Raw genomic sequence first — 15,826 nt, forward strand, 5'->3', positions numbered from 1 at the left:
TGTCCTCTGGCCGCTGGGGCGCTTCATTCCCGGCGATCATGTGGTCTAAGGTCTGGCACAGGTCAGCGGTAAACTGCGACAGCCGCTTTCCAAACGCCTGCGTCAGTACAAAAATCCCCACAAGGGCGCACAGCAGCAGCGTCCCGCCTGTCAGCAGCACCGCAATCTGTTTTGTCACAAGAAACAGGGCTATGGTGATCCCGGACATGGAGAGGACAAGCTCCATTGCCACCCGGCCAAACAGCCGCTTTACCGAGAGGTTTTGAAACTTCATTTTACCTCGCCTCCCGTCCATTGATACCCCATGCCGTAAACGGTCTTGATGTAGGGTGCGCCGCCGTCGGCTTCAATCTTGCTGCGAATACGGCTGATGGAGGTTGTCAGGGTGTGTTCGTCCACAAACCGCTCGTCTATATCCCACAGCTTTTCCAAAAGCTGCCCACGGGTCAGCACTTGCCGGGGATTTTTACGAAACAGGTTCAGCATTTTGTACTCCATCGGGGATAGAGTCAGGGGCTTGCCGTTTAAGGAAGCCGTCTGCTCCGAGAAGTCCAGAAACAACCGCCCGTCGTCGTAAATGTCCTTGGCCGGTTTGTGGTGTTCCAGCATGGCGAACATGGCTTTGATTTTTCGCTGCAAGGCCCCGATCACAAAGGGCTTTGTGATGTAGTCCACCGCGCCCACCTCATAGCCCCGTATCTGGTCGCTCTCCTGATCGTTGGCGGTCAGGAATATTACGATGGTGTCCGGGTGCTGGGGCTTTATCAGCTTGCACAGTTCAAAACCGTTCCCGTCCGGCAGGTTGATGTCCAGCAGCACTAAATCAAATTCCCGCTGGCGGATGGCTTCGGCTGCGGTTCTGGCATTTAGGGCAGAAGTCACGCCGTAGCCGTCTGCGGTCAGGTTATAGTCTAACATCTTATTCAAAAAACTGTCGTCCTCGACAATTAAAATCTGCTCCATATTCTCACTTCCTTTGCTTTTTGCAGATAGTATAACAGGCAAATGTCCGAGAATTGTTACAAGGACAAATATATTTATCATTTTACAGCTTTTTTATGTGTACTGCAATTTTATAAAAGAAAGGACAGCAGTATCATCAAATTGCTGTCCTTGCGGTTTATTATAGCTGGTAGTGTATAAGCGTGGGTTCATCATATTTGGTGTGGTATCTTTAACTATGGGAAACTCCTGTCTCCCATTTTGAGATCGTCTTGTCACTGATATGTAAGATATCTGCGAGTTCTTTTTGTGTCATGCCCTTTTCTCTGCGCATTTTCTGCATGAATGCGCCAACATTTTCCTGTGCCATGTATCTACTCCTATCCTGTTGATACATTTATATTACCATGAAATATCTTCTTCGTATGTAGTTTTTTGGCATGCAAAATAAAAGTCAAAAAAGGGTTGACATTGTTTCTGTGTTTTGATATTATAATCAGGTCGTCGCGAGATGATATGCGGAAGTGTCGGAACTGGCAGACGAGCAAGACTAAGGATCTTGTGTTCATTGCGAACGTGTGGGTTCAAGTCCCATCTTCCGCATTTGTTAGGTATTAAACGTGTATATCAAAAAGCCTCGAAATCCAGTAAAATCAAGGCTTAATAGTGACAAGTAACTATTTTGTCGCAGAGAACGGTGTGACCCGAAGGTCACGCCGTTTTTCTGTGTTCATAGGTTGTTTGCGTGATGATAGGCTCGGAAATAACGGGAATATCTACATCGTCCACGAAGTTGAAGAAAATCTTCACTTTCTGCTTGCGCTTGCCGCTGGATTTGTCCGGGGCATAGACGATGATTTTCTTGATATACTCGTTCACGATGGTCTGTGTCAGCTCCTCCACATCCACATATTTCTGTGTCAGGGCGATAAAGGCATCCAGACCGTCGTTCATTTCTTCCCGCTGTTCCACCCATTCTTCGATAACTTCAATTTCGAGCTTTAACCGTTCCTGCTCCGCTTCATAGTCCGCAGACATCTTTCTGTATCTGTCCTGATTGAGATTTCCAAGAACATAGTCCTCGTACAGCCGGGCGATGATGACATCCAGATCGGCAAGGCGTTTCTTTGCCTGTTCCAGCTTCTTTTTGTCATCCCGGATGCTGCGCTCCTGGTCAGTCCTGCGGCATTGCAGCCATTCCTCCTGAAAACCGTCCACATCGCTTCGGATATACTCATTGACTGCCCGGATGCGTTCCAGAACGATTTCACGAAGCACATCTTCCCGGATATAGTGGGCAGTACAAGTACCACGGTTGCTCTTGTAGTTGTTGCAGACGTAGTGATCCTGCTTGCCCTCAAAGCTTTTGCTTGTGGCAAAGTGGAGCTTGCCGCCGCAATCGGCACAAAACAGAAGCCCGGAGAACAATCCCTGCCGTTCCGCTTTTGCGGGGCGGCGTTTGTTTTTCCTCAGTTCCTGCACCCTGTCAAACTGTGCCTGAGATACAATCGCTTCCTGTGTGTCCGGCAGATAAAACATATTCTCCGGCTCATTGGGAATCCGCTTTTTCAGCTTGTAGGACTTGGAATAAGTCTTGAAGTTGCAGGTACAGCCTGTGTACTCCTGCCGTTCCAAAATCCCTGCAATGGACTGGTTGCCCCAGTGGTACGGTCTTTCCGGCATCGGCTTTTTCTTTCGCTTGGCATAGAGTGCCTTTGCGGTCATAATCTGCTTTTCTTCCAGAATCCTTGCAATCTGCTCCGGGCCTTTGCCGTCAATGCAAAGGTCGAAGATGAGCTTGACTACCGGAGCCGCTTCTTCATCCAGAATCCAGTGATCCTTGTCCTCCGGGTCACAGCGGTATCCGTAGGGCGGTTTGCCCATGTGCTTCCCACTGGTTCCTCTCTGCCGCAAACTGACACGGACTTTCTTGCTGGTATCACGGGGATACCACTCGTTGAACAGATTACGGATTGCGGCGAAGCCTCGCTGTCTCCCCGGTTGCTGTCTACGCCATCATTTATAGCGATAAAGCGGACATCATAACTCGGAAAGATAATATCCGTATATTGTCCAACAGTCAGATAGTCACGACCAAAGCGGCTGAGGTCTTTGACCAGCCAGCAGCCCACAAGCCCCTGCTTGACAAGCTCAAAGCCTTCCTGCACACCGGGACGATTGAAGTTCGTCCCCGTATAGCCGTCATCCACCAGAATTTTCAGGTTTGTATACCCGTGGTCACGGGCATATCGGGTTAAATACTCTCTCTGATTTGCGATACTGTTACTCTCGCCTTCCTGGGCATCCTCGTTGCTCAGACGGCAATAGAGAATGGTAATTTTCTGCTGATCCAACATAATATCCTCCTTCGGTGGTTGGTCAGCCGACAGTACCGTTGTGCATATTGGAATTATATCATGCTTTTGTGTCGCAGTCATTAACAAATCACCCCCTTGTCAGAAAAAATGAGCCGTTTTACCTTGTCGGTAAGTGGCTCATTTCCATCACACTCCGTTTCAATCACATACCATGTGTTTCCGATCTTGCACTCAATGGTTTTGCAGAAAGAGGACTGTGCCGCTTCCCAACGCTTGCGGCATTCTTCCAGAAAATCAATAGGCGGCTCAAAAATCGGATCGAAGCAGGAGCAAATATCAATATAGCCGATGGCATCGTTGATTTCTTCCATCGGGGCATCTTCCATAATCATCTTGTTAATTTCATCTACGGTTTTCTTCATAGGCAAATAGTTCCTTTCTTAAATTTCCATGTCCTGTCCACGATTGCGGGCAGGGTGTTTGTGTTCATACAGTTCCTTTCCCCTGGCGAGGATGGCATTGATAAAAGCCCAGACCTTTTCAGATGCAATCTCAATCGCATCCAGGAAAGGCTGGGCTTTTTGTTTCAGCTCCTCATAGTCTTTGTTCAGTTTTTCAAAACGGTCTTTCCATATCTTTGCGTTTTTATCTGCCTGCTCGAATTTCTGCTTGTATTTCAGCTTCTCAGACTTTTCCGCAAAGCTGCTGACCGCATAATCCTTTAGCGTGCGGCACTCATCCGCCGTCATGGTAACATTTCCCGTAATGGGATTTTTCTTGCCCATCGACTCAATCTCATGTGCAGTCATAGCAACAGACTTAGCAGCCTGAGTTTCCTTTTTCAGAGCTTCCAGTTTCTTTTTCTGCTTCTCCGTGGCAGCTTTGGCATCCGCTAAGCTCTGCTCGGCCTGTGCCACCTGTCCGGTCACAGCTTCCAAACGCTGCTGTTCGGCCTGTACCTTGAACTGTGTCACCGTCAGATGTTCTTCGGTGCTGCCACATTCTCCACGCTCTACATCGGTATAACCAGCGTTTCGCATGAAATTGAAAAAGTCATCCTGCAGCACACTGTAGGACGACTTCAAAATCTTTTTCCCTTTTGCGTTCAACATAGGATTTCCGTTTTCATCAAGAACGGGTTTGGATTCCCACTTCTTACTGCGGCTGACCTGTGTGATCGTTTCCTTTACCGTTCCCCAGAGGGATTCATCCTTGCATCGCTTCGACCACAGGATTTGTTTCTCCACCACCGGGATATAAACCACATGAAGGTGATAGTGGTACACATCCTCACCCAGAGCTTCCGACATTGCCCGGTTGCGCTCGTCGGCATGCATTACAGCGGAGAGGATATACTGCTCACCGCCCACGATCTCCACGGCGGCTTTATAGGCATCGGCATAAAACTGTTTTGCAAACTCATAGCCGCCGTGGTTGTAGAAATAAGCGGAGTTCACATCGAAAACCAACTCGCCATATTTGACGGCATCCGGTTTCAGCCCTCTGGTGGAGATGATCTTGTCCTGCTCCATCTGCTCAAACATTTTTACATAATCGTCAGTGGGAGACTTGAAGTGAACATTCAGCGCAGTACGTTCCGGCACGATGTCCACATTGGAATAACGGTCTTTTTCACGCTCATTGTGTTCCTGTACTTTTGTCACATCATCCGGAGTTTCCAAGTCCTGATTTCTGGCTAAGGTACGATCAATTCCATCATTTCTTGCCATAGATTTTTGTCCTTTCTTTAAGATTTGCAGACAGCGGAGGGCTGAGGAACGGCACTTTTTCAAAGTGTAATAACCCACTATTACACTTTCATCCATGCTGGCTACAAAGTGCCGTGGGCTCTCCGAGGGCTCTCCCGAGGGGGAATGCGGTCACTGCGGTGACCTCTGCTGACCAAGGCAAAATGTCTGCGCCTTTTACCTTGGTCAGCCCGTCTGCATGAAGCTGTTCTGCGGAACATTTCTTGCAGACGATGGCAGCGAAAACCGTATCTTTCACTGCCTGTCCATGGGCAGCACTGCGGTGCGCCTATGGGGACGGGAGATGCGGAGGGCTGTTGCCGGGGTATCACTTCTCCCGTCTTTTCTGCCATACGATGTCGTAACCAAGCACAGCGGCAAGCTCCAATACTTCCTTGTATCGTATACTTTCCCGCTGTAATTTTGCGGACAGGTTGGAAACGCTGTCGCTCCATCCGTACTCGTCCGAGAGCAGGTCAACAACTTCCTGCATGGTCATCCCGGCACGGATGATCTGTGCCTTTATTTCGTTGCGTATATTCATATTGATAAAATCCTCCATAATTCAGTTCATGTGTCGGTGCAACCTCTGCGCTCCAAGGTGGAGTGGATGCACCGAACAGTGAAAAATCTGCAATCTCCGAAATCCGTTCAGAATTTCGCTTGTGATGTCCTGTCCATATATGACCATATCCCACTTTGCCGTTTTGTGTGGTTTGGTCTGGAACAGTGAAAACACCCATTGTTCCGTGAACAGGGTACACGGTTCAGAGAAGCACGATTTCGTGAAATAGTTTCGTCCTGCGGTCAAAAACTTTGCTGTTTCCATTACCATTGATTTTTAATGCCCGAAAACAGGTCAGCTTTGAAAGCTGCTGTTTCCTATAACGGAAGAAAACAGGGGTAAATGCTGCGTACATACGTACAGAGCATGACTGGCAAAATCAATCCCGCCAGTCCTCCGGTACGTACGTACACGGCGAAACATCGTAAAATCCATTTATATGAGGTCTTGCCACAGCTTCCACGCCCATAAAGCCCCACACCCGCCGTCCGGCAGAGTTGGTGATGTTGTTGCAATGCTCCAGATTGAATCTCCCGGCATTGGCAATCATGGCATCGCTGAAGCTACGGGCTTTCAGCGGTGCAAGGGAGTTTTCCTCACACCACATCCGGTAGATTTCATAGAAATCCTTAGAGCTGATGGAAGCATCCGCTTTCAATCGGATGTATCCCTCCGACTCCATGAAATCAAAGATATTGTTGTTGTCACGCTTGACCGCTTCCCGGTTTTTCCGGATACGGTCACTCTCCGTAAACTTAAAGTTGTTGGCAACAAGCCGCTGTAAGCCTTCAAATGCCCACAGGAAGATACCCTCGGCTTCAGCTTTCATCTTCTCTGCAAGGTCAGGATCATCGGCTCTGTCCATGGGCTTTTCTTTGGTGGTCAGCACAAGCTGTCTGCGGTAAAAACCATCGCTGCGATCATATAGGCTTGCAGATCACCATTGCTGAATGCCAGCAACCGGGCAAACATCCAGCCCTGATAACTCTGCTTGCCCTTGCGTTCCAAGTCCATTTTGCCCTGTGCAGTCACGATGGATTTTACATAGTTGGTCTGACGCAGAGCTTCCATCCGCATATCATCATCCACGCACAGCAGGATGTGTTCCAGATCGGCACGGGCAAAACGGTTTTCAGAAATCTTCCCGATGCTGCCGTCTTTCATATTCGTGCCGAAGATGGTGGACAGCACCGCACCGATTTGAGATTTACCCTCGCCACCGTTGCCTTTAATCACCATCATGCGCTGCCCCTTGTTGGAGGGAATCAGGCAATAGCCGATAAACTCCTGCAAAGTTGGAATGTCCTCGGCGTAAAGCAACCCATCCAGAAAGTTCAGCCAGATCACCGGTGCAGGAGCATCGGGATTATAGCCGACAGGCAGACGGCTTCGCACGATAGCCGGTCTGCCTTCGGTGAAAGTGCCGTTCAAGAGCAGCGTACCGTTGGCAACATGGATGCGATCCTGCTCCGGAGGGAAGTCAGACACCTGCGCTTCCAGTTTCAGCACTTCCAGAATGTTGGTGATCTTCCGTGGGATGTTGTTCACGGCACAAAATTTCAGCTTGTCGTAAATCTCCCCACGCAGAGGAAGGTCATCCGTCACTCGACCATCGGGCGTGAAAAAAGCTCCGTTTGCGAAGATGATTCTGCGCTCATGCAGAAATTCTTCACAAAACAGAGCTTCGTTGATGTTCTGCCCGTCAAACCAGACAGGAAAATTCATATTAGGCGTTTTCCGGTTCTTCGCCACGGTGCGCCACCTCCTTTTTCTTTCGTGCGGTATACTCTTGCAGAAAAGCAATTTTGTCGTCCTGCATCAGCTTGTCCACCAATGCCACCCGTTCTTCCAGATCACCCACCGTCAGCACATCTGCCATATATTCGATATAGCAGTGCATCTGGCAGGCTTCCACAAAACGGTCATCCAGAGCATCTTCCGGTGTCTTGGGTGCGTATCGTATTTTCCAATCTTCCAGCAGATGCAGATAATCCGTCAGCACCCGGAAACACAGCATTTCATTCTCCCGGAACTGACGGATATAGGGACGCTTTGGCTTGACCATAGCTGCGGCAGTGGGCGGTTTCGGGTCAAGCCCGAAGTCCGCAGCCAGCTTTTGCGCTGCTTCATAACTGCTCAGATCGAACAGTCTTGCCACAAGGTCGATTACATCCCCCTTGGCTCCGCAGCCGAAGCAGAAGAAATAATCCTCGTTCAGCTTCAAGCTCGGATGCCTGTCGTTGTGGAACGGGCAGCAAGCCATACCATTGCGGTTGACATTCAGCCCGTAGTGTTTTGCGGCTTGCTTTACGCTGATTGCCGCCTTGATGATTTCATAGATTGTCATAGAAAAACCTCCGTTCATAGTATTTAGAAAGCACGAAACACCCGCCGTGATTGGCAGGGGTTTGGCTCCTTCTACTATGGTTATGCCGGATTTTTCAAAAAACAGGCTAATCGGAGGACAACCCCGTTTCAAAAAACAGGACAACTTATGGATAGATGTAGATTTCTTTACATTAGCATGATAGAATTAAGAAAATGAAAAAACAGGACAGGAGGGGCAAGCATGAACCAAGAACTGATGACATTGGATTTTTGGCAGGATACGGTCATATATGAGGGAAAAACACTTCCTGTCGGCGCTCTTGCCTGTGATGCGCTGAATGTCCCTGCGGATACCATCGCAAAGATGAACGAGCAATGCGAGAAAATCAATCTGCTGCTTGGAATATTAAACGCCGGACAGGATGCTTCTGCACTCTGTCCTATTGCAACGGAAGCTGCTCTGACGATGCTTGATATTCTCAGTCAAACACCGCCGTTCTCCTATATGAATATCTCAAAGCACAGAGAACGGATTGAAAAAGTCTTTACTGTGGACAATGCGCTGAAATATGTGGAGTTTGCCATAAAAGCCGCAACCAATTCTTTGCAATTTGAAGAAATCCAGAACTTTGCCGATGCGATGATGCTCCAACGCTATACCGCAGTTTTCGGGCATCTGGCATACTCCCTTGGGGAATACCAAACGGCCATGCTTGATTTTGCAGAAAAATCAGACGGCAATGAAGCAGAACGCACCGCAGAGGGTTTTGCAAAAATGTTCGGCGACTATTTTCCGCCGGAGTTCTCTATCACGGAGGGCAATGCCTGGATGTCTACTTTGAATAATTCCGTTCAGTATATATCGGTCATCCGTCCCGGCGAAAAAGTTGCGAAGCTGGTCAAGCGGATGCACTATGTATCCTTTGTAGGGATGTTCCGGTCTGATCTTTTTGAGGGCTTATGTGTTGGTCATGCCCCGAAAAAATGCAAAATCTGCGGCAAGTGGTTCCTCACCACCAACGCAAGGCACACCAAATACTGCGGCGGCTATGCACCGGGGGACAAGCTGCACCGCACTTGCCGACAGATCGGCAACCTGAAAGGCAGAGAACAACGGGAGCTTGCGGACGATCATCCGGTGAAACAGATTTATGAGAAACGGCTGAACACCATAAACCGCTATGTGAAGCGTGGTACTCTGGACGCTGATCTTGCAGAGGTTATGAAAAAGCTGGCAAAGGATAAAATGCTTCGAGCGCTGAGCAATGTCGCCTATGCCAAAGGTGATTACGAAAAAGAGATGGGACAGGCTGCTTTGAAGAAAGAAGCAAAATTACGGACGAAATGAGGAATATGTAATGGCACAGAAATATGATTTAACTGATATTGGGAATGCGCTTAGCCGGGTTATGGACAATCCTATGACCAAAATAATCCGTTCTGGCTCTATTGGTGTGTTGGGCGTAGTAAACCCAGTTGCGGGAATTGTAGGCGGAATAGGAAATGATCTTCTATCTGAATACAATACCTTCAAACTCGGCCATCTACTGAACGGTCTTGCATCTGGCTTTAATCTCGAAAGAAGATTGAACGAGCTTTACAACTATGTAAACTCCAGCCCGGAAAAGGCTATTATCGTAGCCAATCTGTTCAAACAAACCGTAAATGCAGAATGCCCAAAGGTTTGCGTTATTTATGGTCTAATTCTTGCAAACCATTTAGAAACACTTACAGAATTCACGCACGAAGAATTGATTGTCTGTAAAGCTTTGGAAAACGCTACGGATTATGATCTGAAGAATTTCAAAGAAATAATGGAGAACTATCTTAAGCCAACATCAAATGGAAGAAGAATTGTATTTCCAAAAGACTTTGCAGATATTGCTGCTTTCACCACCACATGCGATTGGTGTGTATATAATAGAATCTTTGTTTCTCGCACAGCAGAGTGGGGTGAAATGGAAGAAGGCATTTTGGATATGAGCACGTACTATTACGAGGCAAATCCTGCATCTGTTCTTCTGGATAATATAAATGCTGCAAGACAAACTTGGAATTATGGTTAATTATTCCCGCTGATTACTTAGAAGGGAGGTGCGCTATGCTAAATGATTTTTCGTGGAACATGACCGGATACATACCGAAGCACCAAGTTAATCCACACGGTGACGGCATCATCCCCTATGTGGCAGAGCGCATCTTCCAACTGGAACCGGAACCGCCAGCGGTGGACAGTCTGAATGAATATATCCTGTCTGCTTTGCGGGAAAAGAATTTGCTATATTTTTCGTTCTTTCTGCACCACTACGAAACGCAGCTCAACAAGCGCATCAAAGGCTTTCTCAGTGTGGACGGCGGCAATCTGTACGACACAGACCGATTTATCGATATAAAGATCTCCTGCCGGGAGCAAATGCTCCAAAAGCTGATGGACTATGATCCTGCCAAGGGTGCGGAGTATGCTACATACATCTATCCGTTCATCTGGGATTCTATGCTCCGTTTCCGCATGGGCGAAGAAAAATGGTCGGTATCCTCTCTGACCAATTACAAAATGGTGCGATCAATGGCGTGGCTGTACCATAACACCAAAGATGCGGTCAACCAGTTTTCCAAGAAGTATAACTGCGACCTTGCTCTTGCGGAAGAATATCTGAAAGTTGTCCGTGGAATCCGCAACCAGCAGCCGTTCTATATAACGGACGAGGACGGCGAGGAAACAGGCGAGGATATAGCCCTTGACGATAGCTGGAACTATACCGACATCCTCTGGAACGGCATACAAGCAGAAAAGGTACAGCGGGCATTTGAGAAGCTGAATTACCGGGAACAGACCTTGCTCGAAAAACGGTTAGCAATCTGTATGACCTGCGGGCGAGTTGGCTCATGGAAGAACCGCCCCACTTTTGAAGAATTGGCGATTATGTTTGAGGGCAGCACAGCCAGCGGTGCAGAGCGAGCCTACCGGAAAGCGGTGGACAAACTGACAGAACTGCTGGTTGCCGAAGGTGCGCTCCATGCTGTCCGGCTGAAACAGAAAACCAAAACCAAGCGCAAAAAGAAAATCGCCGCCGCAATCTACGAATATCAAGCAGACTGCGACGGCGAATGGGGCGAAATTTCAGTTGATTTTGAGAACGGCACAGCAGAGATTATCCGACTTGCTGATTGGGATACAATTAAAACGAACTGGTTTGCCAAGGAGGCGATCCGGTATATTTTATCATTGTCGCCTGATGCTCTTACAAAATATATGCTCGTCCCCCTTGAGCCGCCACTTATATCTTGAATCCTTACAACCACTGTAAGTGGTATTTGCTGTGTTCCCATGCTATCATTTTATTACAAATGATAGGAGGTATTCACATGAAACCCATTTTGAATATTGAAAATTTAACAAAAATCTATGGCAATGTGCCAAGTCAAACAAAGGCACTGAATGGGATCACCTTCCAGGTGATGCCGGGAGAGTTTCTCGGCATTATGGGAAGCAGCGGTTCCGGTAAATCCACACTGCTCAATTGTATTGCGACTGTGATTCAACCCACAGGTGGAAGCATTCAGGTGGAAGGCGATACTCTGCAATCCCTCAAGGGAAAGGCTCTTGCAGAGTACCGTGGCAAAAAAGTTGGTTATCTATTCCAGAACTTTGAATTGCTGGACAACCTGACTGGCAGGGAAACATCCTGCTCCCGACTTCCTTGCATGGGGTATCCGAAGCAGAAAGCAGCCAGCGGCTGAAGCAGTTGGCTGACTATCTGGAAATCACTGATGTTCTGGATAAGTTTCCGTCCAAGATGTCCGGCGGCCAGCGTCAGCGTGTTGCGGCAGCAAGGGCTCTGATCTTACATCCCCAAATGATCCTTGCCGATGAACCGACGGGTGCGCTGGATTCTAAGAACGCAAGAAGTCTTATGGAGAAGCTGTCCGGCCTGAATCGTGACGAACAAGCTACGATCCTGATGGTAACCCATGATTCCAATGCCGCCAGCTTTTGCAAGCGCATTCTGTTCATCCAGGACGGCGTGATCTTTCATGAGCTTCGGCGTGGAGACGAAAGCCAGCAGGAGTTCTACGGGCGCATCCTGAAGGTGATGGCGCAACTGGGAGGGGGCAGCGCAAATGTTCTCTAATCTCATTCTTCGGAACAGCCACCGCAGCCGAAAGGAAAACGGTCTGTTTTTCAGCTCCCTGGTGATTTCTATTGTTGCCTTTTACATGATTCTTTCCATCTCCACTCAAGATGTGATGCTCTTTTTGCAGAAAATGGAGAGTGACGCAGTTGACAAACTCCTGCTTCTGATTCCTGCGTTTTATGGGATGACCCTCGGTATTCTGTTCTTTTTGATCTATTTTGCCTGCAAGTATCAGTTCGAGCGCAGACGGCATGAGTTTGGTGTTTATCTAATGTTGGGGATGCGTAGAAGTAAACTGTTTGGTATGCTTCTGGCGGAAGATTTCCTGACCAGTATTCTTGCCATGCTCATAGGCTTACCTGTGGCTGTGGTGCTTTCAGAAATTGTCAGTCTTGTCACCGCCAAGCTGGTAGGCATGGGGATCATCGGTCATCAGTTTTCTTTATCCTGGTCTGCAATTGAATGGACGCTGGCAGGATTTCTGGCAATTAAGCTGACGGCACTTCTGATTTTGAGTGGACGAATCAGCCGCCAGGAGATCGGTACTTTGCTATCCCAGCCAACGAACCGCCCCAAAAAGCAAATGCCATCTGTTATCTATGGACTGGCTGCTATATGCGGAAGTGTGATGTTGGCAGTGGCTTACTACATGGCGATTCAGGGAATTGCATGGACAAAGGTAAGTATGATGGGACTGACTTTGCTGTTGGGCATAGTTGGTACGATGCTGCTTTTCTATGGGATGCGTGCGCTGATTGCTTTGATTGTTAAGAAAGGAAAAGGAAATAAGCAGCTTCATGTATTTACCTTCCGGCAGATTCAGGAGAATGTTATTCATCAGTCAACCTCCATGGCCATCAGCTCCCTGCTGATTCTGGCGGCGCTGTGTTGTTTTGGTGCGGGCGTAGGAATTGCAGGAACGAATAGCCTGTCTTCTGGCCATGTAATCGACTATACTTTTGAAGATCATACTGCAGAAGATTCATCGCAGGTTCTTCCGAATATAAAGGCAGCCCTGAAAGAAAACGGTTTGGAAAATCAATTTTCAGAGCTTTTTGAAATGAGGGTTGGGCGTATTCGCACCACAGAAGATTATGATAATGCCTACAGCATGGACGCTGTTATGGACTCTCTTCGGAGCCTGCCCCAGTCGGAAGACCGGGATGTCCTTCTGAACAATCTTGGTTATGCCACATACCCATATTTGATTTGTTTATCGGACTATAATCGTTTGTTGGAATTGTCCGGCAAACCGGCTCTCCAATTAGGCGAAAAGGAGGCCGCTGTCTATATTGATACAGAGTTTACTATGGTAAGCCGTACCGCAATGCTGAACCAAGTATTGGCCGGACAGCCCAAGGTGGAACTGGATGGTAGTCCGATTCATCTTACAGGAGAGGTTCAGTCTGTGAATTTGGTCACGGACCGTTCTATAACCTTGTCCTTTGCATTGATTCTTCCGGATGAAGCATTCCTATATTATAGCCAGGGAATGTATGATACCTATGTCAATGCGGTGCTCAGTGAGCAGGCTCTGGATGGAAATAGCCTTATGACTGCATATTTGGATTTGAACGAGAAGCTGGACGAAACTGGCATTGAATATGAAAGCTATCTTCAGAATATAGGTCGTCAGCTTTTCTACACCATAGCATCCAGTTATATTACCCTCTATCTTGCGATTGTTTTCCTGGTAGTTGCCAACACCATCGTGGGTGTTCAGTTCCTGATGAGTCAGCAAAAAACCGGGCGCAGATACCAGACCCTGATCCGCCTGGGAGCTACTTACGAAACCCTTTGCCAGTCTGCTGGAAAGCAAATTACCTGGTTTATGGGACTTCCTGTATTGGTTGCGGCTGTCAGCAGTCTGTTTGGAGTCAGGGCGTTATTTACAGGGATACTCTCGTCCCGAACCCGTGGGACAGTGTCTGAAATGCTGCTTGTATCTGCTGCTATGATTTTACTACTTTGCGTGATAGAATATATTTATATGAGAGTGGTCAAGCGCTCCAGTGATCGGTATTTGCTGACACTGATGCAGCCGCAGAGAGAAGAATAATTTGGAAGGAGGTGCTGTCATGAAAAGAATTGCTGTTGTGGAAGATGAAGTCTATATGCGGGAAGAACTCTGCGATATGCTCCAAAAGGACGGCTATCTTGTGGAGGCAATTACCGAGTTTGAAGATGCCGCTCGGCTCTTGGCAGCCCTCCGCCCTGACCTTGTGATCTTAGACCTGAACTTGCCGGAGATCAGTGGCTTTCAAATCTGCCAGGAGCTAAAGAATAAAACTGCTATCCCCGTCCTGGTGCTGACTTCCAGAGATCAGGTAAAGGATGAACTGCAAGCGTTCCAGTTGGGTGCCGATGAATATTTGACGAAGCCGTGCAGAAAAGATCGACTTCTTGCCAGGGTATCCAATATTCTCAAAAGGTATGAAGGCCGTACCAATCTCATAGAGGGACCAGATTTCCTGTTAGACCAGCAGACCTACACGCTTTATATTCATAATACCTCTGTGGTGCTTCCAAAAAATCAGGGAAAACTGTTGGTCGCTCTTTTGTCCGGCGGCGATGCTCTGGTCACGACGGAGCAGCTTTGCATGGCACTATGGGGAACCACGGAATACATAGATGAAAATGCCTTGCAGGTTAACCTAACCCGGCTGAAAAAAACGATGTCCGCCCTTGAAATGAAGCAGCGAATCGTTGCAGTTCGAGGAATGGGCTACCGTTTGGAAGCGGAGGTGTCTCTATGAAGCAGCTTTGGCACATGATAGAACGGTACTACCCCTGGCTTCTGTTGCTGCTGGGCGTGGATTGCTTTTGCGCTGTCATTCTTTGGATTTCTGACATTCAGGTATTTCAAACCTTGATCGGGTTAGTAGTTCTGACGAGCATCCTTTTGTTTTCAGCGATTCTGTTTGTACTAAACAAGAGGGAGAACACCCACATGGAACTGTTCCGAGATTTCCTCAGTGATCCTACCATCTGCAATGAAGAACGGCTGCTCAGTGCCATTAGTCAGAAAGAAGGAGAATCTGTCCGATTTTTGGCTTCGGTTTTACGGGAATACAAAAACGAGAGTAACAATATGGCGGATGCCTTACGGGACTATGAAGAATACGTGGAGGGCTGGGCACATGAAGCGAAAACGCCCCTATCGTTGCTGACCATGCTCTTGGATAACCGGAACGATGAAATCTCTCCTTCCCTGCAAGCAAAGCTGGATTATGTCCGCAGTCAGCTTCAGGAGGATGTCACGCAGATGCTGTACTATGCCCGGTTGAAGAGCAGTACAAAGGATTACCGATTTGAGGATGTCAATTTGAATGACTGCTTGGGTGAAGTTCTGGAGGACTATGCCCCACTTCTTGAAGAGAAGCATTTTGTCATTCTCAACAAACTGCAATCTGAAACAGTCTATACAGACCGTAGAGGACTTCAGTTTATGTTGGGACAAATCGTTAGCAATGCCATCAAATATAGCAGCGATAGTCCCATGCTTACAATTTCCGTGATACATTCGGAGACTGCAGATATCCTTTCTGTTGAAGATAACGGCATTGGCGTAAAAAAATATAATCTGCCGTACATTTTTCAAAAGGGCTTTACCGGGGATTCTACTGACAGCAGAAAGAAGGCTACCGGTATGGGACTTTACCTGGTTAAGAAGATGGCCGACGATCTAAATCTTCATCTGGAAGCAGCTTCCCAGTGGGGAAAGAGCTTCAAGATTGTCATCTTCTTTCCTAAATTGAGATCCAACGGAGGGAAATAATATAAACAGAA

General features: G+C 47.8%; 17 protein-coding genes, 1 tRNA gene and 2 pseudogenes. 8 read left to right on the top strand and 12 right to left on the bottom strand.

Features of this window, described 5'->3' with window-relative positions; all coding sequences use genetic code 11:
* The 3 genes and pseudogenes from DW996_RS12180 to DW996_RS12190 all read right to left on the bottom strand — a co-directional run.
* Positions 1-274 (bottom strand): annotated as a pseudogene (locus DW996_RS12180) (sensor histidine kinase); the annotation flags it as partial.
* Complete coding sequence (locus tag DW996_RS12185) at positions 271-963, bottom strand: response regulator transcription factor (RefSeq protein ID WP_015533258.1); 693 nt, start codon at positions 961-963, stop codon at positions 271-273. The pseudogene DW996_RS12180 and the gene DW996_RS12185, both read right to left, overlap by 4 nt.
* 211 nt (positions 964-1,174) lie before the next feature.
* Positions 1,175-1,312 carry a helix-turn-helix domain-containing protein gene (locus tag DW996_RS12190; protein ID WP_243098775.1) on the bottom strand — a complete coding sequence of 46 codons (138 nt, stop codon included), beginning with the start codon at positions 1,310-1,312 and terminating at the stop codon, positions 1,175-1,177.
* Positions 1,313-1,460: 148 nt separating this feature from the next.
* On the opposite strand from DW996_RS12190, the gene DW996_RS12195 reads away from it, so the two are divergent.
* Positions 1,461-1,545: transfer RNA gene (locus DW996_RS12195), tRNA-Leu, on the top strand.
* Between the two features lie 108 nt (positions 1,546-1,653).
* Here the strand turns inward: DW996_RS12195 and DW996_RS12200 are convergent.
* The 9 genes from DW996_RS12200 to DW996_RS12230 all read right to left on the bottom strand — a co-directional run bounded on the left by DW996_RS12200 (position 1,654) and on the right by DW996_RS12230 (position 7,920).
* On the bottom strand, positions 1,654-2,826 hold the full coding sequence (locus tag DW996_RS12200; protein ID WP_199664674.1) for a DUF4368 domain-containing protein: 1,173 nt from the start codon (positions 2,824-2,826) through the stop codon (positions 1,654-1,656).
* Positions 2,745-3,299, bottom strand: a complete 555-nt coding sequence (locus DW996_RS14615) for a recombinase family protein (RefSeq protein WP_330422329.1) — start codon at positions 3,297-3,299, stop codon at positions 2,745-2,747. Before DW996_RS14615 ends, DW996_RS12200 begins: the two co-directional genes overlap by 82 nt.
* Before the next feature lie 80 nt (positions 3,300-3,379).
* On the bottom strand, positions 3,380-3,682 hold the full coding sequence (locus tag DW996_RS12205) for a hypothetical protein (protein WP_033121834.1): 303 nt from the start codon (positions 3,680-3,682) through the stop codon (positions 3,380-3,382).
* An 18-nt stretch (positions 3,683-3,700) separates the two neighbouring features.
* Entirely contained in the window at positions 3,701-4,990 is a 1,290-nt protein-coding gene (locus DW996_RS12210; RefSeq protein ID WP_118536142.1) for a plasmid recombination protein, read from the bottom strand.
* 88 nt (positions 4,991-5,078) lie between these two features.
* Positions 5,079-5,267, bottom strand: a complete 189-nt coding sequence (locus tag DW996_RS12905) for a hypothetical protein (protein WP_117856474.1) — start codon at positions 5,265-5,267, stop codon at positions 5,079-5,081.
* A 69-nt stretch (positions 5,268-5,336) separates the two neighbouring features.
* The gene (locus DW996_RS12215) at positions 5,337-5,552 is read right to left on the bottom strand and encodes a hypothetical protein (protein ID WP_055228675.1); all 216 of its coding nucleotides are present in this window, start codon (positions 5,550-5,552) and stop codon (positions 5,337-5,339) included.
* 400 nt (positions 5,553-5,952) lie between these two features.
* Entirely contained in the window at positions 5,953-6,462 is a 510-nt protein-coding gene (locus tag DW996_RS15060; RefSeq protein ID WP_330427113.1) for a primase-like DNA-binding domain-containing protein, read from the bottom strand.
* Entirely contained in the window at positions 6,456-7,325 is an 870-nt protein-coding gene (locus DW996_RS15065) for a DUF5906 domain-containing protein (RefSeq protein ID WP_330422326.1), read from the bottom strand. Before DW996_RS15065 ends, DW996_RS15060 begins: the two co-directional genes overlap by 7 nt.
* A complete protein-coding gene (locus DW996_RS12230) occupies positions 7,300-7,920 on the bottom strand; it encodes a CHC2 zinc finger domain-containing protein (RefSeq protein ID WP_033121509.1) in 621 nt (206 codons plus the stop codon). The genes DW996_RS15065 and DW996_RS12230 overlap by 26 nt, the downstream gene beginning before the upstream one ends.
* Before the next feature lie 222 nt (positions 7,921-8,142).
* Here DW996_RS12230 and DW996_RS12235 point away from each other — a divergent pair, with 222 nt between their 5' ends.
* The 7 genes and pseudogenes from DW996_RS12235 (at position 8,143) to DW996_RS12265 (ending at position 15,815) form a co-directional block, all read left to right on the top strand.
* Positions 8,143-9,249, top strand: coding sequence for a DUF6076 domain-containing protein (locus DW996_RS12235; RefSeq protein WP_033121508.1), 1,107 nt, complete (start codon positions 8,143-8,145; stop codon positions 9,247-9,249).
* Between the two features lie 10 nt (positions 9,250-9,259).
* Entirely contained in the window at positions 9,260-9,967 is a 708-nt protein-coding gene (locus tag DW996_RS12240) for a hypothetical protein (RefSeq protein WP_055228676.1), read from the top strand.
* Positions 9,968-10,002: 35 nt separating this feature from the next.
* Positions 10,003-11,190, top strand: a complete 1,188-nt coding sequence (locus tag DW996_RS12245) for a hypothetical protein (protein ID WP_033121506.1) — start codon at positions 10,003-10,005, stop codon at positions 11,188-11,190.
* Positions 11,191-11,267: 77 nt separating this feature from the next.
* A pseudogene (locus DW996_RS14960) lies at positions 11,268-12,034 on the top strand (ABC transporter ATP-binding protein).
* A 133-nt stretch (positions 12,035-12,167) separates the two neighbouring features.
* Positions 12,168-14,096: an ABC transporter permease gene (locus DW996_RS12255; protein ID WP_330428970.1), complete on the top strand. Its 1,929-nt coding sequence runs from the start codon at positions 12,168-12,170 to the stop codon at positions 14,094-14,096.
* Between the two features lie 19 nt (positions 14,097-14,115).
* Positions 14,116-14,793: a response regulator transcription factor gene (locus DW996_RS12260; protein WP_055228678.1), complete on the top strand. Its 678-nt coding sequence runs from the start codon at positions 14,116-14,118 to the stop codon at positions 14,791-14,793.
* Positions 14,790-15,815 carry a sensor histidine kinase gene (locus DW996_RS12265; protein WP_055228679.1) on the top strand — a complete coding sequence of 342 codons (1,026 nt, stop codon included), beginning with the start codon at positions 14,790-14,792 and terminating at the stop codon, positions 15,813-15,815. The genes DW996_RS12260 and DW996_RS12265 overlap by 4 nt, the downstream gene beginning before the upstream one ends.
* The last annotated feature ends 11 nt before the right edge of the window (positions 15,816-15,826 follow it).

The sequence above is a fragment of the Roseburia sp. AM51-8 genome, from assembly GCF_003478275.1.
Taxonomy (GTDB): domain Bacteria; phylum Bacillota; class Clostridia; order Lachnospirales; family Lachnospiraceae; genus Pararoseburia; species Pararoseburia lenta.

Coding starts and splice junctions, on each gene's coding strand:
- DW996_RS12210 (WP_118536142.1), bottom strand. CDS start 4,990: ATGGCAAGAAATGATGGAATTGATCGTACCTTAGCCAGAAATCAGGAC.
- DW996_RS12190 (WP_243098775.1), bottom strand. CDS start 1,312: ATGGCACAGGAAAATGTTGGCGCATTCATGCAGAAAATGCGCAGAGAA.
- DW996_RS12235 (WP_033121508.1), top strand. CDS start 8,143: ATGAACCAAGAACTGATGACATTGGATTTTTGGCAGGATACGGTCATA.
- DW996_RS12265 (WP_055228679.1), top strand. CDS start 14,790: ATGAAGCAGCTTTGGCACATGATAGAACGGTACTACCCCTGGCTTCTG.
- DW996_RS12230 (WP_033121509.1), bottom strand. CDS start 7,920: ATGACAATCTATGAAATCATCAAGGCGGCAATCAGCGTAAAGCAAGCC.
- DW996_RS14615 (WP_330422329.1), bottom strand. CDS start 3,299: ATGTTGGATCAGCAGAAAATTACCATTCTCTATTGCCGTCTGAGCAAC.
- DW996_RS12185 (WP_015533258.1), bottom strand. CDS start 963: ATGGAGCAGATTTTAATTGTCGAGGACGACAGTTTTTTGAATAAGATG.
- DW996_RS12255 (WP_330428970.1), top strand. CDS start 12,168: ATGGAGAGTGACGCAGTTGACAAACTCCTGCTTCTGATTCCTGCGTTT.
- DW996_RS12240 (WP_055228676.1), top strand. CDS start 9,260: ATGGCACAGAAATATGATTTAACTGATATTGGGAATGCGCTTAGCCGG.
- DW996_RS12205 (WP_033121834.1), bottom strand. CDS start 3,682: ATGAAGAAAACCGTAGATGAAATTAACAAGATGATTATGGAAGATGCC.
- DW996_RS12245 (WP_033121506.1), top strand. CDS start 10,003: ATGCTAAATGATTTTTCGTGGAACATGACCGGATACATACCGAAGCAC.
- DW996_RS12200 (WP_199664674.1), bottom strand. CDS start 2,826: ATGGGCAAACCGCCCTACGGATACCGCTGTGACCCGGAGGACAAGGAT.
- DW996_RS12260 (WP_055228678.1), top strand. CDS start 14,116: ATGAAAAGAATTGCTGTTGTGGAAGATGAAGTCTATATGCGGGAAGAA.
- DW996_RS12215 (WP_055228675.1), bottom strand. CDS start 5,552: ATGAATATACGCAACGAAATAAAGGCACAGATCATCCGTGCCGGGATG.